Raw genomic sequence first — 17,411 nt, 5'->3', positions numbered from 1 at the left:
GTAGTCCCTTCTGGCACATGGGAACGGGAGGGCCACTGGGCGGCCCTCCCTGGGGTGCTGAGCTGTGCGATTGCGCTGCGTCAGGCGGTGGTCTGGTCGGCGCTCTTGCGCTGGGTGACGTAGGTGCGTACGTCGGCGGGGTCGTAGCGGACGTACTTGCCGATACGGAAGCCGGGCGGACCGGTGTGCTTCCGGCGCCACTGGTAGACGGTTTCGAGGGGCACGTCGAACATCTCGGCGATGTCGTCGGGGGTGAGGTAGCGCTCAGGTAGTCCGGCGCGGAGCGTGGCGCGCGGGTCTGACTGTTCGGGCGGGACGGTCATGAGGTGCCTCCGTGCGCGGACTTCCGGGGTGGGGGCCTGTTTCGCGGGCCTGCGTCTGTCCGAGGTGTGGATTTCTGCGTCATCTGCGTCATCTGCGTCATTTGCCGTTCTGACCTGCGACTTTGCGGTGACGCAGCGCGGTGGGGTTGTGTCACCGGTGACACGGACCTGCGTCATGGGGTGACGCAGGTGACGCGGGGTGACGCAGGAATCGGCCGTCTGCGTCACCGCTGTTTCGGCAGGTCACTGGCCGTTTTCGGGGTGTGGGTGACGCAGGTGACGCAGCGTTTCTCTACTTCGGACAAAGAGGGGGTGGTGTCTGTTGTGGTGCGCGGCTCAGAGAGTGAAGAAGGAGCCGCTTCGCGGCGCGTCCATTGCAGGGCGGCGGTGCCGCCGAACAGCAAGAGGAGCACGCGGGGGCGGGTGCTCCTCTTGCTGTTGCGGGCGGTCGTGGTGCCGCGCGGTCAGAAGGCCGCTTCCTGCTCGGACGGGGGTGGCGCGGCGGCCGGGCGGGCGATCTCGATGTAGCGGGATGCGTTGGTGCGTCCCCAGTCGATGAGGACGCCCCGGGCGGCGAGGGTGGGCTGAAGGCGTTTGAGGCGGTCTGAGAGCACCTTGCCGGTGGTCGGCCACCCTTTGGGCAGGGGACGGAAGTCCTCGCCCGTGTAGAGGCCGGTGAGGCTGTGCAGCCATTCGGCGGACGTCATTCGCTGTTCGGTGCCCGGGTCGATGCCGGCGGCGTGCTTGAGCACGGTCTGTGCCAACAGGTCGCCTTCGATGACGTCGTCGTTGAGGTCGTCCAGGCTGGCCCGGTAGGCGGCGAGAGCTCCCAGGCCGGTGGCCGCGTCGAGTTGTGCGCACAGGTGCGCGAAGTCGGCCATGCGCAGGTCGGTCGGGATGTCCGCCTCCGCTGCCCGCACCTGCACGGTGAGGTCCAGGAGCGAGCCGAGGATGACGGGCAGCACTTCTGCGAAGTCGGACCACAGTTCGGCCTCGGTGCGCCGGACGCGGGGGCGTTCCAGGCGGAGCGGCAGGAGCCGTTCGGCGAGGTCGGGCCGGATGACTCCGACGTCGATGCCGGTCAGGAGCAGGGGGCGGCGGTAGCCGATGCGGAAGACGTCCCCGTCGGTGAATAGGGCGCGCTTGACGTTCTCCGCGCCGGTCACGATGCAGCACATCGCATCCGACAGTTCGGGGGTCATGTGGGAGAGGTTGTCCAGGGCGGTGACCCAACCGGCCGCCACCGCTGTGATCAGGTTCTCTTCATCCTTGGGTGCCCGGCGCAGGTCGCCGGTCATGCCCTCGATGATCCGCACGAGCATGCGTCCGCCGGTGGACTTGCCGGCTCCCTGCGGTCCGGTGAGGAACGGGGCCGGGACGGGCACGGTCGGCCCGAGGCAGCCGATGAGCCAGGCGATGGCCAGGCACTCGGTCTCGGCGGTGGCGAAGTTGCACAGTCGCATCAGCAGGTCGCTGCCCTTGCCGTCGGTGTCCTTGACCGGCAAGGGCAGCTCTCCCGTGAGCTGGGTGCGCCGCCAGCACACCTCGCGCGGGTCCGGGGTGCGGATGTTCCATCCGGTGGGGTGGATCCGTACGGACTGCCCGTCGCTGCGCCCGAGGTCCAGCCACGTCGCCCCGTCGGATCCGGGGGCGACGCGGATGTGTACGGGCTGTACGTCCTCGGTCAGCGCGAGTGCCTCGATCAAGTCGAGCGCCTCCTTCATGGCGGTGCCGTTAAACACGCCGATGCCGTCCTTGAACAGTCCGACCATGAGTTCTTGGCGGTGGCTGCCGGTGGTGCCCTGGGAGCGGATCGGGCGGGCCACGGGGTGGCCGTTGCGCTGCGCGTACACAGTTCCGTCCGCGGTGCGGAAGTACCGGAAGTGCGCCTGTGCGTAGTCGGTGATGATCTCGCGGGCCGGGGTCTTCTCATCGTCGGACATCGTCACAGTCCCAACGTGGTACGGGCGTTGGTCCACGCGTCCGTGCAGTGCCGGGCCGTCTCGCCCTTGGTTTGCGCGGCGGTGAACAGTCGGGCGACGTGGGTGTCGGTGAGGCAGCCGCACCGGCCGTGCGTGGACAGCACGGCGAGGAACGTCCCGTAGACGGTGGAGTGGATCGCGCTGCGGGCGGCGGTGATGCGCTGCTCGGCCATGGAGATGCCGCGTTCCAGGAAGACGGGCGTGCGGTGCGGGCACTTGCCGCCGCCGGATCCGGCGGGCACGCCGGCGTGCGGTAGCGGCCGGGCCGGGGAGCGCGTCTTGGTGGCCAGGGCGCGCACGGTGTCCGGCAGGTCGGCCATAACTCCGGTGCCGGGACCGAGGTAGCGGGCGTAGGACATGGACGACTTGATGTCGACACCGGGACGCACCTTGTTGCGGGAGGTCATGGCGCCCCGGTAGATCCAGTGCTCACCGCGTGTGGTCGGTACGGTCCGTGTGGCGGGCAGGGCGGTGCGGGCCCATGCGATGGCGTCCGCGTTGTCCAGGTCGACCACGGTCAGTCCGGCGCCGCCGGGGTGGTAGCCGACGCATACCGCGCGGCGCCATGCCGCCGCCCATGCGGGCGAGACGATGACGGCCGGGTCGGTGGTCGCGGCGGCCCACGCGTGGCAGACGCCGGGACAGCGGCAGGGGCCCGGGGTTTTCATGTTCGGCCGGCCGCCGCACGCGTTGTCCGCGCAGGTGGGGCAGTTGCCGAACGGGACCTTGCCCCGGCGCAGGGGCAGCGCGGGCACGCCGGATGCGGCGAGGCTCAGCGCGGTGGGCCGGGGGTAGGGCGTCTGGCTCATGCCGCCCCCGGCGGACACTCGCCGGTAGGCAGTGGGTTGCGTCATGCTGGGGTATCTCCAGTTCCTTGATGGGTTCTGGTTGGCAAGGGCGGCCCCGTGTTCTTGGCGGAATCGGGGGGCCGCCCTTGGCGTAGCTAGAAGGGCGGTTCGTTGCTGTAGCCGTCCGGGCCCCACGGGTCGGCGTCACGGCCGCGCCGGCGCAGCCAGCGGGGCAGGCCGGGGAGGGGCAAGAGCAGCCAGCGGCGGGACTCGTGCCAGCAGGTGCAGGGCTCCCAGTCGGTGCCCGCGTACTCGCCGGTGTCGTAGTCGCCGTAGTCGTGCTCGATGCCGCCCCATCCGTCGCAGTCAGGGCAGTCAGGGCGGGGCGTGTCGGTCAGGATCACCGCGTTGTGGGGCAACGCGGTGCGCTGGATACGCAGTCGCACGGGTTGGGTCTCCTTGTCTCAGCCGTGGAAGTGGTTGCGCTTGAACGTGGCCTTGCGGATGTTCACGGTCGTGCCGCTCTGGTGGCCGCTCGTGCTGAGCACCTGCACGGCGATCCATCCGCCGAAGATCACGGCGGCAAGGGTGATGAGTTGGGTGATGAACGCGGTGAGCGCGGCGATGAATGAGGTGAGCAGGATGAGCCCGCCGCACACTGCGAGGAATCCGACGCCTCCGAGGGCGACGTTCACGGCCGTCCGCGAGACGGCCGGCTTGGCCGCGACCGGTTCGGGCTGGGCGGGGTTGATGGCGTAGCCGGTGACGACGCGGCCGTCCGGCAGGATGATGCTCGCCACCGCCGGGACGCTGCCGGGCTGCACCGGCACGACCGGTGCGGACACGGCTACGGCGGGCGGGAGCGGGGTGGGCTGGTGGACTTCCACGGCCCGGCGTGTGGGCGCGTGCGGGGTGTGGTCGGGGTACATGCGGAATCCCTTCCGGTGCTCGGCCGGGGAGGCAGGGGCACCCCCTTCGGGGTGCGGTGTGGAGGGGTGTTTCAGGTCTGAGCAGGGCGCCTCCCCGCCTCCCTGAAACGATGTTTGTGCTGATCAGCGCGGGGAGGCGGGCCCGGGGAGGGGATTGGGGAGTTCTCCCCGCCTCCCCGGGCCGGACGGCCGCGCCTCCCCGCTACTCGGCAGCGGAAGCGGAACCTTCGCTGTCGCGGTTGGCGAGGGCGCGGGCCACGTCGTCGCGGCGCACGACCATGACCCCGTGGGACTTCTTCGGCTCCTCGCCGTGCTCCTCCAGCAGCCGCTTGAGCCGTCCGTTGTTCCACTCGCGGTAGACGGCCGTGTCCAGCGCGTGCAGCCGCTTCAGCACCTCATCCGTACGCAGCCGGGCCGCGTCGCCGATGACGGCCGCCACGTCGGCGAGCGCATCGCGCTCCTCGGTGCGGTCGATGGCGTGCAGGGTGGCCACTCCGTCGCGCAGGGCCTTGGCCCGGGCGGCGATCTCCTTGGCCGGGTCGTCGTCGATGAAGTGGGTGCGGACCGTGATGGAGGACTGGCCTGCCGGCATCTCGATGCCGTCGGAAGCGACCACCAGGGTTCCCTTGTCCAAGCCCTGGCGCAGCAGGTGCGGGGCGGCGCCGTCGTCCACGGCTTTGTCACCCAGCGCCATCCGGGACTGAGCCTCGGTGCCCAAGACGAGGGAGGCCCGGGTGTGGGCGCCCTCGCGGACCAGCTTGGGAAGGTTCTGGTCGGTGGGGTCCTGCGTGCCCTGCCACATCAGCACGTCGACCGCACGCCCCTGGTTGTGAATCTTGCGGACGGCCATGAAGTACCGAGAGGTGGCCTTGGCGCCGCCGTAGGGGCGTCCGTCCTCGCCCTTGACGGGGCACATGAACGCCACCTGCGCTTCGTCCACCAGGACGATGAGTGGCGGGAACGTCGCACTGGGGTCGGTGCGGCGCACCTCGATCCGCCGGTTCATCTCCTCGACCGCATCCTCAACCATCTCGGTGGCCTGGACGACGTGGTCGTCGGACGGACCCTCGATCAGCACCTCTGCGATGCCGTCGTACATGGACCAGTCGCCCACGCCCTTGAGGTCGGCGATCCAGAACTGCACGGAGCGGTCCAGCGACAGCCACAGGGCCAGGGAGCGCAGGGCAGCGGTCTTGCCCTGGTTGGAGCGGCCGGTGATGAGCAGGTGCCGCTGATACACGCTCAGCTCCGCTGCGTCCCCGCGCAGGTTCCGACCCCACGGGGCCTTCCCCTTCCTGTAGTCGGCGGTGATCGTCTCGTCCGTGACCAGCGGAGACGGGCCGATCGGCTCATCCAGCGCCCCGGAGTCGGCGATCCACAGCCGCACCGTCCGTGCCGCCTCGGGGATGGTGATGAACACCTCGTGCTCGTGCCGGGTGAGGTTCTCGGCGAGCTTGCGCCGCTTGTTCTGCACCTCGTTGGTGGCCACCCCGGAGGGAAGGGTCACGTCGACTTCCACGCCGCATCCGGCGATCCGGATCGGTCCGAGCATGGAGGCGCCGGCGTCGCCCATCTCCTTGATGGCGTTGCGCAGCGCAGGGACTCCGAGGTCGCGCAGGGCCTTGACCACGATGGACGGGGTGATCGGCTCCCCCTCGCTGCTGCGGACGTTCGCCGGGAGTGCCCAGGCGGGTGCCGCCTGCTGCTTGCGGCCCACCGACCACAGCGCGAGCAGGGCGAGGAACGGGCCGATCGTGAGGGCCGGGCCCCACACGATTTGCACGATGCGGATGAGCAGGGCGATGAAGTCGATGGTGGCCGACAGGGGGGTGATGACGTCGCCGACGTGGCCGGTGTTGAGGGCCATGACGACTCCAAGGGCGACCAGGACACTGATGCTCATGCCGGCGCCGACGGCCACGCCCTTGGCGGCCTCCACCGGGGAGTGGAGCAGGTCCATGCGGCGGTGGTGGCGGGCGGCGCGGAACCGCTGCAACCGCTCCTCCCACTCCTCGGCCGCTTCCAGGTTTCCCGCGGCTTCCGCCGCCCGGATCATCCGCTCGTACCGGGCCCCGGTACGGCCGTCCCACGCGCGACGGGCCACGATCCGCCCGCCGTTGAAGGTGTAGAGGCTGTGCCGGGCCGCCGCCCGGACCGTCGCCCGGGTCTTCTCGTGGGTGACGCCGGTCTTGATGGCGCGGCCGGAGCGGACCCACAGCGGCACGGGCCGCGCGGGCGGCGCGTCCGGTACGACCGTGAGCACGGTGGGGGCCGTGTCGGAGGCCGGGGGGTCGGTGGGCTTGTGGAGGTGAACGACGTTCTCAGACATGCTGGGACTGCTCCTGACTGCCCCCAGCGGGGGCGGGAGTAAAGGGAGAGAGCCGGGGTGGCCGGGTCCGTGGAAAGAGCGGCCACCCCGGTGTGATGGCTGGTCAGAACCAGCCGGACGACTTCCTTTTGGCCTTGACGCGGGCGGCCTCGGTGATCAGCCGCTGACGCTCGCCGTGCAGGGCGGTCAGCTCCGCGTTCAGCCGTGTCTCGGCAGCCGTGCCGATGGAGTCCATCCGGTCCTCCGCACCGGCCGTGCCGCGGTCGCGGTAGACGTTGCGAGCGCCTCCGGCCAGGGCACGGGACATGGCGAGTCGTTCGCGGGCGGTCAGGGGCCACCACTCACCCCGGCGTACGGCTTCAAGCTTCTTCGTGGTTGCCCGGATCTCGCGGTCCAGGCGGCGAATGTCGGAGTTGCCCATCAGGTGCTCCTTCGGGAGGTGAGTGATCGGTGGGTGAGGCACGCGGGGGACGGCCCGCTACGGTGGGGATGTGGGCCGGGGACCAGAGCGCGAGACGCGGCCGTGCAAGTGGTGCGATGCACCGGTCCGGCAGCCGCGGAGCCGTTGGCGCCGACGCCGGTTCTGTAGCCGGGCACATCGTCGGCGCTACGGGGTTGTGTCGGCGGTCGTGAGGTTTCTCGACAACCTCTAGCCGGTCAGGTCATGCACCAGCCGGAGTCACAGCCGGAGTCCCACTCGTCGAACGGCAGGGTGTCGACACCGTCCGGGATCGCGGCGCGCAGCGGCCGGTTGAACCGGGTCAGCCAGACGTGGTCTTTGCCGAGTTCGTCACGGCGCCGGTTGAGGAGTTCTTCGAGCTGGCACGCCTTCTCGAACAGTTCCGGCTCGGTGCGGCGCATGTCGTGCCACGTCTCCGGCCGGTGGAACGGGCAGAACCAGCACGACGACTTCGGTGGCACCGGCAGACCCGCGGCGCGGATGATGCGGGCGCAGTCGATGCGCCGGATACCGCGCTCCAACAACGGATACTCGATGCGCTCGTGCGGCTCGCAGCGCCGGTTGTTCGCCCGCTGGATTTCGTCCAGGCTGATCCCGATACCGACCGTGGCGGGCGCGTCCTTCGTCGCCCCGCGCCGTTTGAGTTCGTCGGCGATGACCTTGATTTTGAACTGGGCCGTGCAGGAGCGAGTGCCGGGGGCCCCGTTCGACATCCGCACCGGGATCTTCAGCGACCGCGACCCCTCCCGGGTCAGGTCCTGCAAGAGAGTGCGGACCTCACCCGAGCGCTTCATCACCCGGTCCAACACGACCAGATCAAGGCCGTGCTCTTGGGCGTACGGGATGGCGTACTGACGCAGGTAGGCAAGGGTGCCGGGGTGCTCGGAGTCGTCCCCGACGTTGGCCATCAGGAAGGTGCGGTAGTCCAGCTCACCCTGTGCCGCGAGGACCAGCGCGGCCGTGGACTGGACACCGCCGCCGAAGCTGAACGACTTCACCGTGCCCATCGTGGGCGTGGTCATCCCCCCACCTCCACCGTGCGGGCCCGCTCAGCAAGGAGCGTGTCCCGCAGCGCCCGGGCGTTCGCGGGTGAGGTGTGGAGGGCGCGGCGGATGCCCTCGCCGGTCACCTTCGCGTCCGGCCAATCAGCCGTCGCCTTACGTGCTTCGGCGAGCAGCTGTTCCGGCGTGCGCTTCGGTCGGGTCGACTTCGCCACCGCCGGGACACGACCGGTGGCGCGGCGCGGTCGGGTCGATTCCGCGGCCACCGCGCGCCGCTCGATCGGCGCGGCGGGGGCCGGTGCGATCGAGGGGAGCGGTTTGGCCGGGAGCGTCGACTTCAGGAAGCCGACGGCCATCGGCCGGGGCAGCACGGTCACATTCGGCGTGATCGGCGCCGGAGTTGATACCGGCAGGTCAGCCATAGACCGTTTCATCTCGGTCTCGGTCGATTCCTCCGCATTCGTGCTCACGGTCGGGATCGGGTCGGGGCGGTGGTGCAGCACCTTTGCCACAAGGTCGGAACCGAAGTAGATCGACCCGACCGGCAGCGACGTGGCGAGCAGGACCAGTGCCCAATTCGCCGGGTCCCAGTCGGCCAGTCGACCCCAGTCGACCGTGCGGCCGTGCAGCTCCGGAACCAGACCGTGCACGTAGTTCAGAACCAGCGAGGCAATCGTGTACGCACCGAGCACCCGCAGCGCGAAGCGTCGGGCGTCGCCGGTGAGTACGAGGGTGGCGATCAGAGCGAGCGCCATCAGGCCGTCGACCACGAACGGGTACAGCATCGCGGCCGTGTCGTCCGCGCCCACGGCGCCGGCGATGTCCCGCAGCGCGTTCCACGACACCCGAAACGCCATGGCGACCACGGCGACCAGGGCGAGCACCAGGGCGGCACGTCCCTTGCGGTGAAGACTCATGACCGGCCCTCCAGCCACGGGAAGGGACGGGTGTGGTGCGCGGCGCGGAAGATGCGCAGGGCCACCCCGGCGGGGGCGTCGGGCTTGGCGACCGGGCGAGCGCCGGTGATCGAGGCGAGCATGCGGGCGGCGTGGTGCTCGCATCCGTCGGCGCCCGCATTCTGCGTGTCGATGATGGTCACGACGACCGGGCCACCGCAGGGCGTCGGGTCCTCCGGGTGCGCGGCCGGGCACCGGACGACGTTCCCGCCGGCCGTCTCGTCAACCATCTCGATCAGCCGCTCCACCGCCACCTCAAGACGGCCGATCATGCGAGCCATGGCACTGCCATCCAGGAGGTTCACACTCTGCGCAGCCGCCAACGTCATCCGGGCGGCCTTGATGGTGCAGCGGTCGTACTCGGTGAGGTCGAAGCGAGCCATCAGGCAGCACCCCCCGGCACGGTCGCGCCGGCCGCGCGGTTGACCAGCGCGACCCGGGCGGCCAGCGCACGGCGGCGGGCCCGGCGGATGCGACGCTCGTCCACCTCGGTCGGCGTGCGGTCCAGGGTGACGACGTACGCGTCCAGCAGGTCGACGTCCGCCAGGATGACGGGCATCTCCTGCTCGATCGCGTCCAGCTCCGCGTCCGTCGGCTCCATGAAGTCGGCGAACGCGGTAACAGCGTCCTGAACAGTCACGATGTGGCTCATTGGGTCGTGTTCCTCTCAGCGTGGAACGGCCCGACAGCACCCCCGGAGCGGCTACTCCGGGGGTGCGCGCCGTTGATGGGGAAAGCCGCGCATCACGCGCGGTGCGGCCACTGAGCAGCGGCCGAAGTGCCCCGGACCGGACTCGAACCGATCGGGTTGCCGTACGAGGCACGCCGGTCTTCTCCGCCTTGTTTCCGACCCCTTCGGGCAGGCGGACCACGGGTTACCGGCAGTTCCCTGTGTGAAGTTCTCAAGGCGCTTGCGCTTCCTTCGTACTCACCCCCGCGGGCTTTCCTCCGGACGCTGTCAGTGCAGGCGGGCATACTTGAAGGTGTTGCACCACCTGTTCAGCTTGTTGGTACAAGCTGATGCAGTGATGCTGCACCCACGGACAGTGAGTCGTCAAGGGGGTTGGCCCACATGTACCAACAAGTTGCGCGAGTGCGTCATGATGAGGGCATGAACAAGCAGCCGAAGTACCGGCAAGTCGCCGATGCCCTACGCCGCGAGATCGACAACGGCACGTTTCCGCCGGGGTCGCGGCTGCCCTCGGAGAACGACCTACAGCAGCGGTTCGACGCGTCCCGGAACACCGTCCGCAACGGGCTGAGCCTGCTGGTCAGCGAGGGACTGCTGACGTCCAGCCAGGGACTCGGCTACGAGGTCAAGTCTCACGAGGTGTTCGAACTCAACGCGTCCCGGTTCGAGAATCTGAACTTCCCGCAGAACGGGGACTCGTACAACACCGACGTCACCAACGCGGGTCGACGGCCGCACCAGACGTTCCGGGTCGAGATGCTGCCGGCGCCGGAGGAGATCGCCCAGCGTCTGAACATCACGACAGGCACGAAGGCGGTATTGCGGTTTTGCCATCGCTATGTGGACGACGTCCCTTGGTCGACGCAGGCGACCTACTACCCATCGTGGCTGGTCGACGCGTCGCCGCGACTCGCCGAGCCAGGAGACATCGAAGAGGGAACCACACGGTACCTAGCGGCTCAGGGCATTGAGCAGATCGGGTACTTCGACGAGATTGCCGCGCGTATGCCGACGCCGGATGAGGCGCGACTGTTGGAGATCGGCGCTGGAGTTCCGGTGCTGCTTTGGACCCGTACCGGCTACTCCGAGGACCGACCCATCCGGTGCACCATCACCACGTTCCGGGGCGACCTCAACCGGATGAACTACGAGATCGGCGATCTGACCGCCCGAAGCGAGAACGAGCCTCAGTGAGAATCATCCCCGCCCGCCCAGACGACGTTTCCAGGCTGCTGGCCTTCCGTGAGGAGGCCGCAGCTTGGCTTTCCCGTCTCGGCACCGACCAGTGGCAACGCCCCTATCCCGCTGACAAGCTGCTGGAGACCATCGAGGCAGGGACTGTCTTCATGGTTGTGGACGGTGATGCGACGGTCGCGACCATCACTCTGACTCTTGATGCAGAGGCAGGGCTCTGGACAGAGCAGGAGCTCTCGGAGCCCTCTCTGTTCATCAACAAGCTGACTGTGGCGCGCACGCATGCCGGGGCGAACGTCGGGGGGCGCCTGCTCGACTGGGCGGGGGATCGGGCTTACCGGGCCGGAGCCAAGTGGCTTCGTCTGGACGCGTGGACGACAAACGAGGGGCTTCAGGCGTACTACCTTCGGCAGGGCTTTCAGCACGTTCGGACAGTTCTTGAGGGAGTGGCCGTGAACGGCGGACCTCGGGTGTCTGGCTGGCTTGCTCAGCGTCCAACACATCCCGCCGAACACGGTTTCGCGGACGAAACTCGCATGCCCGGGCGAGACTGCTCCTCTTCGTGAGTGAGGGCCAGGGCGACACTGCCGGGCCTTCTCCGGAACCTCTGTGGAACCTCCGAGGTCAACCACCAACGACCGACAACGACGAACAACGACCGCCCGACCGCAGGTCAGTTGAGGTGTGCCCCTCGCTGACCAGCCTCAAAAACCGGGCGGTCGAAACCCAGGGCAAGAAGAAGTAGCCCGACACCATCAGATGTACGAAGCGCGCCCGGCCGGGGAGGCCGGGCGCGCTTCGTGGCTTGGCGGTGAGCGGGGACGCGTGCGTTCAGTTCACGTGTGTGGTGCCGGGGTCAGCGGCGGTAGCCGCCGTGGGAGCCGCCGTGGAACCCGTCGTGGTGGCGGTCGTAGCCCCAGGACTTGTTGTCGATGAAGCGTCCGCGGTCGTTGCGCAGGGTGGCGGTGTCGGAGCGGTTGTCCCAGATGTAGTGGCGGCTGTCCTGGTACAGGTCGCTGTCGGTGTCGCGGCCGTAGCCGGTGTGGATGCGTACCGTGGCGCGGCCTTCCAGGCGGTAGCGGTCGAAGGTGTACGTGTGACCGTCCTCGTCCTCGAGGGTCCAGCCGTCGAGGTTGACGGTGTGGCGGGTGGTGTTGGTGATTTCCACCCACTCGCGGTTCAGGGAGCGGTTGGAGCGGTCGTCACGGCCCGGGGAGTCGTACTGGACGTCCGAGATCTTCACCTTCGGCCGCTCGTGGCGGGGGTGGTCGGCGGCGGACGCCGGCAGCGTGACGACCGAGACCAGAGCCCCGGCGGCGAGCGCGGCGGCGGCGAGACGGCGGGCGCTGACAGAAGCGGAAGCGGACAAGGGGTCTCCCATGGTGCGGACACCTTCCCCGAGCGGCAGCTCGGGCTGCCGGGGAGTCGGTGCGGTGTGAGGTGGCGGCCGGCCGGCCGCACGCACACCTTGTCCACGTCGTGGAGGAATTCAGGAGAAGACGTCACCCCTGTTACCTGTTGCCCATATTTCTATGACTCTCGGCTGCAACATCCACTTATGCCGTCTATCGCCTTGTGCTGACATGCCGGCAGGCCGGGAGGCCCTGCGGGCTTTGGGATGTGAGGCCTCCCCGCCAGGGCGCGCCACCCCGCGAGGAATCGGGCCATCACCCGAAAGTGAGTAACAGCGGATCGCCGATCACTCGGCCCCTGGCATGGTGGCTGTCGTCGAGGCGTGGCCGGCCGGGGGCTGGCTCGTGCTGGTTGTTGCCGGCTGGACGTGTCCGACTTCCACGTCGGCCCGGATCACGAGGTGTCTGTCTTCACTGTCGGCCCGGATCACGAGGTGTCTGTCTTCACTGTCGGCCCGGATCACGAGGTGTCTGTCTTCACTGTCGGCCCGGATCACGAGGTGTCTGTCTTCACTGTCGGCCCGGATCACGAGGTGTCCGTCTTCACTGTCGGCCCGGATCACGAGGTGTCCGTCTTCACTGTCGGCCCGGATCACGACGTGTCCGTCTTCACCGTCGGCCCGGACCACGACGTCTCCGACTTCCACGTCGCATCGGAACCCGACGTCACCGCCACGGCCGTCGCCTGCATCGTCTCGGACCAGACCCCGCCGGCAAGGCCGGCCGCCGCGCACAGCGAAGGGCCCGGCGCGTCATCCGCCCCGAGGCCCTCACCGTCGTACGAGATCTACGGCGTCCACCGCGTCCGAGGCGTCCGACGACACCCGCCGCGCCGTGCGCCACGGACCTCCGCGTCCTACACCCTCACCTTCACCCGCACTGGCAAGGGTTCCCCGACTGGCACCCGCACCCGCAGCCCGAGCCGCAGCCGCACGCGCCGAAGAGCGGGAGGCTCCTGATGTCGGCGGACTGCTCGGTCGGGAGTTCCTGAGTGGGGTCGGGCGTGGTGCCGGGCGTGCTGGGGGATTCGGCCATGGTCCCTCCTCGAGGCTGGTGCCTGTGCCCATTCCATGCCCGCCCCGCTGGGCGCATCAACGGCGCACAGAGGCTTGCCCGCGCCCTGAACGGCTCTCCGCGAGCCCGCTCACGGACCCCACAGAGGGCTCGGGGCGAGCGGACACCCACCCACCCGCGCGCCCTCGGATGCCCATGGCCCGAACCCAGGATCCCCCAGGACCCGAAGGACCTGGGGGACCGAGAGGACTCGAAGCACCCGGAGAGACAGAAGGGACGGACCTACGCCCCCTCCACCCCCGAAACCGGCTGGATGTCGGGCTGGATGTCCTGCTGCAGCTCGTCCGCGTGCTCGCCCGTCACCAGGTAGACCACCCGCTTCGCCACCGCCACCGCATGGTCGGCGTACCGCTCGTAGTAGCGGCCGAGCAGCGTCACGTCGACGGCCGTCTCGATGCCGTGCTTCCAGCGCTCGTCCATCAGGTGCTGGAAGAGCGTGCGGTGGAGGAGGTCCATCGCGTCGTCGTCCTGCTCCAGCTGCATCGCGAGGTCGACGTCCTTGGTGATGATCACCTCGGCCGCCTTCGCCATCAGGCGCTGCGCGAGCTGGCCCATCTCCAGGATGGTGGCGTGCAGGTCCTGCGGAATCGCCCGCTCCGGGTAGCGCAGCCGCGTGAGCTTCGCCACGTGCTGGGCCAGGTCGCCCGAGCGCTCCAGGTCCGCCGACATGCGCAGCGAGGTGACCACTATCCGCAGGTCCGTCGCCACCGGCTGCTGGCGCGCCAGCAGGGCTATGGCCCGGGCCTCCAGGTCGTGCTGAAGGTCGTCGACCTTCTCGTCACCCTCGATCACGCTCTCGGCCAGCTTCAGGTCGGAGTCGAGGATCGCCGCCGTGGCGCGCCCGATCGCCGACCCGACCAGCCGGGCCATCTCGACCAGACTGTCGCCGATCGAGTCCAGTTCCTCGTGGTACGCGTCCCGCATCAGGGTCCCTCTCTTACGTATGCCTCGGGGGGTTCCGGGCGCCAGGAGACTGCCGTCCGACCGGCGGTGCCGTGGCCGTGGCCGCCGTAGGTGCCGACCACCGGCCCTCTCCGACCACTGACCACCGGTCCTGTCGTGCGGCCACCGGTCCCGTCATCGGACAGGAAGTCCTACCGTCATGACCTCCGACAGTACGACCGTCGCGAAAACGACAGTCCGACTGTCGTTAAACCGCCAGTGCGATCTCGCGACCTCTACGCTAAACCGACTGTGTGATCTACGCGCTGAACTGGCCGTGCGAACCCCACGCCCCCACGATCGGGTCTCTACGCGTCCGTTTCCGCCACCCCGAATGAACCGATACTGGCTCCAAGGTGAACTCTGGGCGACGAGTGTTCGAGCTCGCACTCCGACGGCTGTGGGCACAGCCCTGGCCATGCCTAACCTGGGTGCATGGACGTGAACGCGGCGGTCGCCGCAGCGGCAGCGATCGCCGGGGTTCTCACCGGCGTGATCGCCATGCTGGCGTTCCGCTGGAGCGAACGCGACCTGAAACGACCCACCCGAACCTCCCTGCACACCGACCCGGTCCTGCCGCCCGGCGTGGACACGGTCCTGTCGGTGCTGCGCTCCTCGGCGGTGGTCCTCGACGAAGGGGACGCCGTCGTCAAGGCCAGCTCGGCGGCGTACGCCCTCGGTCTGGTGCGCGGCGGCAAGCTCTCCGTCGAACCCATGCTCCAGATGGCCCGGGACACCCGGCGCGACGGCGAGATACGGCAGGTCGAGCTGGACCTGCCCCGGCGCGGCACCGGCCGCGGCGAGGCCCTCGCCGTCTCCGCCCGGGTCGCGCCCCTCGGCTCCCGGCTCGTCCTGCTCCTCGTCGAGGACCTCACCGAGGCCCGGCGCATAGAGGCGGTACGGCGCGACTTCGTCGCGAACGTGAGCCATGAGCTGAAGACACCGGTCGGCGCGCTCTCCCTGCTGTCCGAGGCGGTCATGGACGCCTCCGACGACCCGGAGGCCGTGGAGCGCTTCGCCGGGCGCATGCAGATCGAGGCGACCCGGCTCACCAACCTGGTGCAGGAGCTCATCGACCTCTCCCGGGTGCAGAACGACGACCCGCTGGAGGACGCCGAGCCCGTCCGCGTGGAGGAACTCGTCGCCGAGGCGATCGACCGCTGCCGGCACGCCGCCGGGACCAAGCAGATCACCATGGCCTCCGGCGGCACGGCCGAACTCAGCATCTGGGGCAACCGGGGCCAGCTGGCCGCGGCGCTCGGCAACCTCGTCGAGAACGCCGTCAACTACTCGCCCGCCCGCACCCGCGTCGGCATCGCCGCACGCCGGCTCACCGCACCGGGCGGGGACCACATCGAGATCGCCGTGACCGACCAGGGCATCGGCATCTCGGACAAGGACAAGGAGCGCATCTTCGAGCGCTTCTACCGCGTCGACCCGGCCCGTTCCCGTGCCACCGGTGGCACCGGCCTCGGTCTCGCGATCGTCAAGCACGTGGCCGCCTCGCACGGCGGGGAGGTCACGGTGTGGAGCTCCGAGGGACAGGGCTCCACGTTCACCCTGCGGCTGCCCGAGGCGGGTGCGGCCCGTGACCGTGCTCAGCAGCACCCCGATCTCGACGACGAGGCCGGGCAGCCCGCACCATCGAATTCCCCCACTTCCCCCGACTCACCCGCGTACGAAACGCTTTCCGCCCCGGAGGTCCTTCCGTGACCCGTGTGCTCGTCGTCGAGGACGAGGAGTCCTTCTCCGACGCCCTGTCGTACATGCTCCGCAAGGAGGGCTTCGAGGTCGCCGTCGCGACCACCGGGCCCGACGGACTCGACGAGTTCGAGCGCAACGGCGCCGACCTCGTCCTCCTCGACCTGATGCTGCCCGGCCTGCCGGGCACGGAGGTCTGCCGTCAGCTGCGCGGCCGCTCCAACGTGCCGGTGATCATGGTCACCGCCAAGGACAGCGAGATCGACAAGGTTGTCGGCCTGGAAATAGGAGCCGATGACTACGTCACCAAGCCGTTCTCCTCGCGCGAGCTGGTCGCCCGTATCCGGGCCGTCCTGCGCCGCCGCGGCGAGCCCGAGGAGGTCACCCCGGCCGCGCTGGAGGCGGGACCGGTCCGCATGGACGTGGACCGCCATGTGGTCACGGTCGCCGGCTCCAAGGTCGACCTGCCCCTCAAGGAGTTCGACCTGCTGGAGATGCTGCTGCGCAACGCGGGCCGCGTCCTGACCCGTATGCAGCTCATCGACCGGGTCTGGGGTGCCGACTACGTCGGTGACACCAAGACCCTCGACGTCCACGTCAAGCGCCTGCGCGCCAAGATCGAGCCGGACCCGGGCGCGCCCAGGTATCTGGTGACGGTCCGCGGGCTGGGCTATAAGTTCGAGCCCTAAGTCGCCGACCTGCTACATTAAGTGACCCTCGCCGTCGGGTGGGCGGAGAGGCTAAACGCTTGTGGAGCGTCGGTAGGACCTGGAGGAATCCGGGCGCGGTGCCGTGAAGCAGGAAGCCCCTTGAGGGCGCGCCAAAAGTTCGAGCCGTAGAGCTCGGAAACGCCAAGGGCGGGAACCGATAACCAAGGTTCCCGCCCTAGCTGTGTGCAGTGCTGCTCAGTGGCCGGCGGCCGACTGCGAGGCGGCGTCGGTCGCCGTCGCCTCCCCGGCGCCCGCTCCGGTGCCGGCCCCCGGCGTCTCGCCCGCGGAGGCACCACCGCCAGGCGTGGCCCCGGCACCGGCGTTCGGAGTCCCGGTCGCGGTCCCCGTCGGCGTGGACGTCGTCTCCGGCGCGGCCGGGACCTCGCTCGGGCCCCAGCTCTCGAAGTAGTGCTCGGCCGGCACGACGAAGGCGCGCAGGCTCACGTCACCGGTCTTGCTGAAGGTGAAGGTGATCTTCTGCGCGTTGCCGTCCTGGACGGCCTCACGGCTGCTCGGCAGCACCGCGGAGGCGTTGTCCTTGCCCCCGATGATCAGCCGGCCGCCGGCCGGGATGGTCAGGCTGCCGCCCTTGGCGGCCTTGAGCTCGGCGGTCTTGCCGGTGTCGTCCACCTTGATCGCGTCGAGCGTCTGGGCCGTCCTGCCGGAGTTGAACAGGGTCGCGGAGATCGCGGCCGGTCCGGTCGACTCCAGGTCGGGCTGGGTGATGACGAGAGCGTTCTGGATCTTGATGTCGCCGACGCTGGTGGCCGCGTTGTCCGGCTTGATCTGCAGCGTCTGGGCGTCGTTGCCTGCGGCGCACGCGGCGAGCGAGGTGATCGAGAACGCGAGGGCGGCGGCAGCGAGTGCGCCGCGTCGAAGGCTGCTGCTCACGGCGGCGGCAACTCCTTGACTCGAACGG

General features: G+C 69.4%; 20 protein-coding genes. 4 read left to right on the top strand and 16 right to left on the bottom strand.

The window, feature by feature from the left end; genetic code table 11:
• Positions 1-80: 80 nt before the first annotated feature.
• From AC3ETA_RS19680 to AC3ETA_RS19625, 12 genes are all read right to left on the bottom strand, one after another.
• On the bottom strand, positions 81-323 hold the full coding sequence (locus AC3ETA_RS19680; protein WP_432194203.1) for a helix-turn-helix domain-containing protein: 243 nt from the start codon (positions 321-323) through the stop codon (positions 81-83).
• 224 nt (positions 324-547) lie between these two features.
• Positions 548-736: a hypothetical protein gene (locus AC3ETA_RS19675; protein ID WP_432194202.1), complete on the bottom strand. Its 189-nt coding sequence runs from the start codon at positions 734-736 to the stop codon at positions 548-550.
• A 51-nt stretch (positions 737-787) separates the two neighbouring features.
• Positions 788-2,266, bottom strand: a complete 1,479-nt coding sequence (locus tag AC3ETA_RS19670; RefSeq protein ID WP_432194201.1) for an ATP-binding protein — start codon at positions 2,264-2,266, stop codon at positions 788-790.
• Between the two features lie 2 nt (positions 2,267-2,268).
• Positions 2,269-3,159, bottom strand: a complete 891-nt coding sequence (locus AC3ETA_RS19665) for a bifunctional DNA primase/polymerase (RefSeq protein ID WP_432194200.1) — start codon at positions 3,157-3,159, stop codon at positions 2,269-2,271.
• A gap of 89 nt (positions 3,160-3,248) precedes the next feature.
• Positions 3,249-3,539 carry a hypothetical protein gene (locus AC3ETA_RS19660; RefSeq protein WP_432194199.1) on the bottom strand — a complete coding sequence of 97 codons (291 nt, stop codon included), beginning with the start codon at positions 3,537-3,539 and terminating at the stop codon, positions 3,249-3,251.
• 18 nt (positions 3,540-3,557) lie between these two features.
• Entirely contained in the window at positions 3,558-4,022 is a 465-nt protein-coding gene (locus tag AC3ETA_RS19655; RefSeq protein ID WP_432194198.1) for a hypothetical protein, read from the bottom strand.
• A 202-nt stretch (positions 4,023-4,224) separates the two neighbouring features.
• The gene (locus AC3ETA_RS19650; protein WP_432194197.1) at positions 4,225-6,351 is read right to left on the bottom strand and encodes an FtsK/SpoIIIE domain-containing protein; all 2,127 of its coding nucleotides are present in this window, start codon (positions 6,349-6,351) and stop codon (positions 4,225-4,227) included.
• A 103-nt stretch (positions 6,352-6,454) separates the two neighbouring features.
• Positions 6,455-6,772, bottom strand: a complete 318-nt coding sequence (locus tag AC3ETA_RS19645; RefSeq protein WP_432194196.1) for a hypothetical protein — start codon at positions 6,770-6,772, stop codon at positions 6,455-6,457.
• Positions 6,773-7,008: 236 nt separating this feature from the next.
• The gene (locus AC3ETA_RS19640; protein WP_432194195.1) at positions 7,009-7,833 is read right to left on the bottom strand and encodes a phosphoadenosine phosphosulfate reductase; all 825 of its coding nucleotides are present in this window, start codon (positions 7,831-7,833) and stop codon (positions 7,009-7,011) included.
• Complete coding sequence (locus AC3ETA_RS19635) at positions 7,830-8,729, bottom strand: DUF2637 domain-containing protein (RefSeq protein WP_432194194.1); 900 nt, start codon at positions 8,727-8,729, stop codon at positions 7,830-7,832. The genes AC3ETA_RS19640 and AC3ETA_RS19635 overlap by 4 nt, the downstream gene beginning before the upstream one ends.
• On the bottom strand, positions 8,726-9,151 hold the full coding sequence (locus tag AC3ETA_RS19630) for an RlpA-like double-psi beta-barrel domain-containing protein (protein WP_432194193.1): 426 nt from the start codon (positions 9,149-9,151) through the stop codon (positions 8,726-8,728). The genes AC3ETA_RS19635 and AC3ETA_RS19630 overlap by 4 nt, the downstream gene beginning before the upstream one ends.
• Entirely contained in the window at positions 9,151-9,420 is a 270-nt protein-coding gene (locus AC3ETA_RS19625; RefSeq protein ID WP_432194192.1) for a DUF6284 family protein, read from the bottom strand. The genes AC3ETA_RS19630 and AC3ETA_RS19625 overlap by 1 nt, the downstream gene beginning before the upstream one ends.
• A 459-nt stretch (positions 9,421-9,879) precedes the next feature.
• On the opposite strand from AC3ETA_RS19625, the gene AC3ETA_RS19620 reads away from it, so the two are divergent.
• On the top strand, positions 9,880-10,653 hold the full coding sequence (locus tag AC3ETA_RS19620) for a GntR family transcriptional regulator (protein WP_432194191.1): 774 nt from the start codon (positions 9,880-9,882) through the stop codon (positions 10,651-10,653).
• Positions 10,650-11,219, top strand: coding sequence for a GNAT family N-acetyltransferase (locus AC3ETA_RS19615; protein WP_432194190.1), 570 nt, complete (start codon positions 10,650-10,652; stop codon positions 11,217-11,219). The genes AC3ETA_RS19620 and AC3ETA_RS19615 overlap by 4 nt, the downstream gene beginning before the upstream one ends.
• A 290-nt stretch (positions 11,220-11,509) precedes the next feature.
• On the opposite strand, the gene AC3ETA_RS19610 is transcribed toward AC3ETA_RS19615, so the two are convergent.
• From AC3ETA_RS19610 to phoU, 3 genes are all read right to left on the bottom strand, one after another.
• Positions 11,510-12,034 (bottom strand): lamin tail domain-containing protein, encoded by a 525-nt coding sequence (locus AC3ETA_RS19610; RefSeq protein WP_432194189.1) that lies wholly within the window; start codon positions 12,032-12,034, stop codon positions 11,510-11,512.
• A gap of 318 nt (positions 12,035-12,352) precedes the next feature.
• Positions 12,353-12,712: a hypothetical protein gene (locus AC3ETA_RS19605; RefSeq protein WP_432194188.1), complete on the bottom strand. Its 360-nt coding sequence runs from the start codon at positions 12,710-12,712 to the stop codon at positions 12,353-12,355.
• 649 nt (positions 12,713-13,361) lie between these two features.
• Complete coding sequence (phoU, locus tag AC3ETA_RS19600) at positions 13,362-14,063, bottom strand: phosphate signaling complex protein PhoU (protein WP_150501549.1); 702 nt, start codon at positions 14,061-14,063, stop codon at positions 13,362-13,364.
• 453 nt (positions 14,064-14,516) lie between these two features.
• Between phoU and phoR the strand changes: the two genes are divergently transcribed.
• Positions 14,517-15,794, top strand: a complete 1,278-nt coding sequence (gene phoR, locus AC3ETA_RS19595; protein WP_432194187.1) for a two-component system sensor histidine kinase PhoR — start codon at positions 14,517-14,519, stop codon at positions 15,792-15,794.
• Positions 15,791-16,471, top strand: a complete 681-nt coding sequence (gene phoP / locus AC3ETA_RS19590; RefSeq protein WP_109496890.1) for a two-component system response regulator PhoP — start codon at positions 15,791-15,793, stop codon at positions 16,469-16,471. The genes phoR and phoP overlap by 4 nt, the downstream gene beginning before the upstream one ends.
• Before the next feature lie 216 nt (positions 16,472-16,687).
• On the opposite strand, the gene AC3ETA_RS19585 is transcribed toward phoP, so the two are convergent.
• Positions 16,688-17,383, bottom strand: coding sequence for a copper chaperone PCu(A)C domain-containing protein (locus AC3ETA_RS19585; protein ID WP_432194186.1), 696 nt, complete (start codon positions 17,381-17,383; stop codon positions 16,688-16,690).
• Positions 17,384-17,411 lie beyond the last annotated feature (28 nt).

The sequence above is a fragment of the Streptomyces sp. bgisy027 genome, from assembly GCF_057710365.1.
The sequence above is the reverse complement of the archived record's forward strand: the minus strand, read 5'-3'. Positions and strand labels throughout refer to the sequence as shown.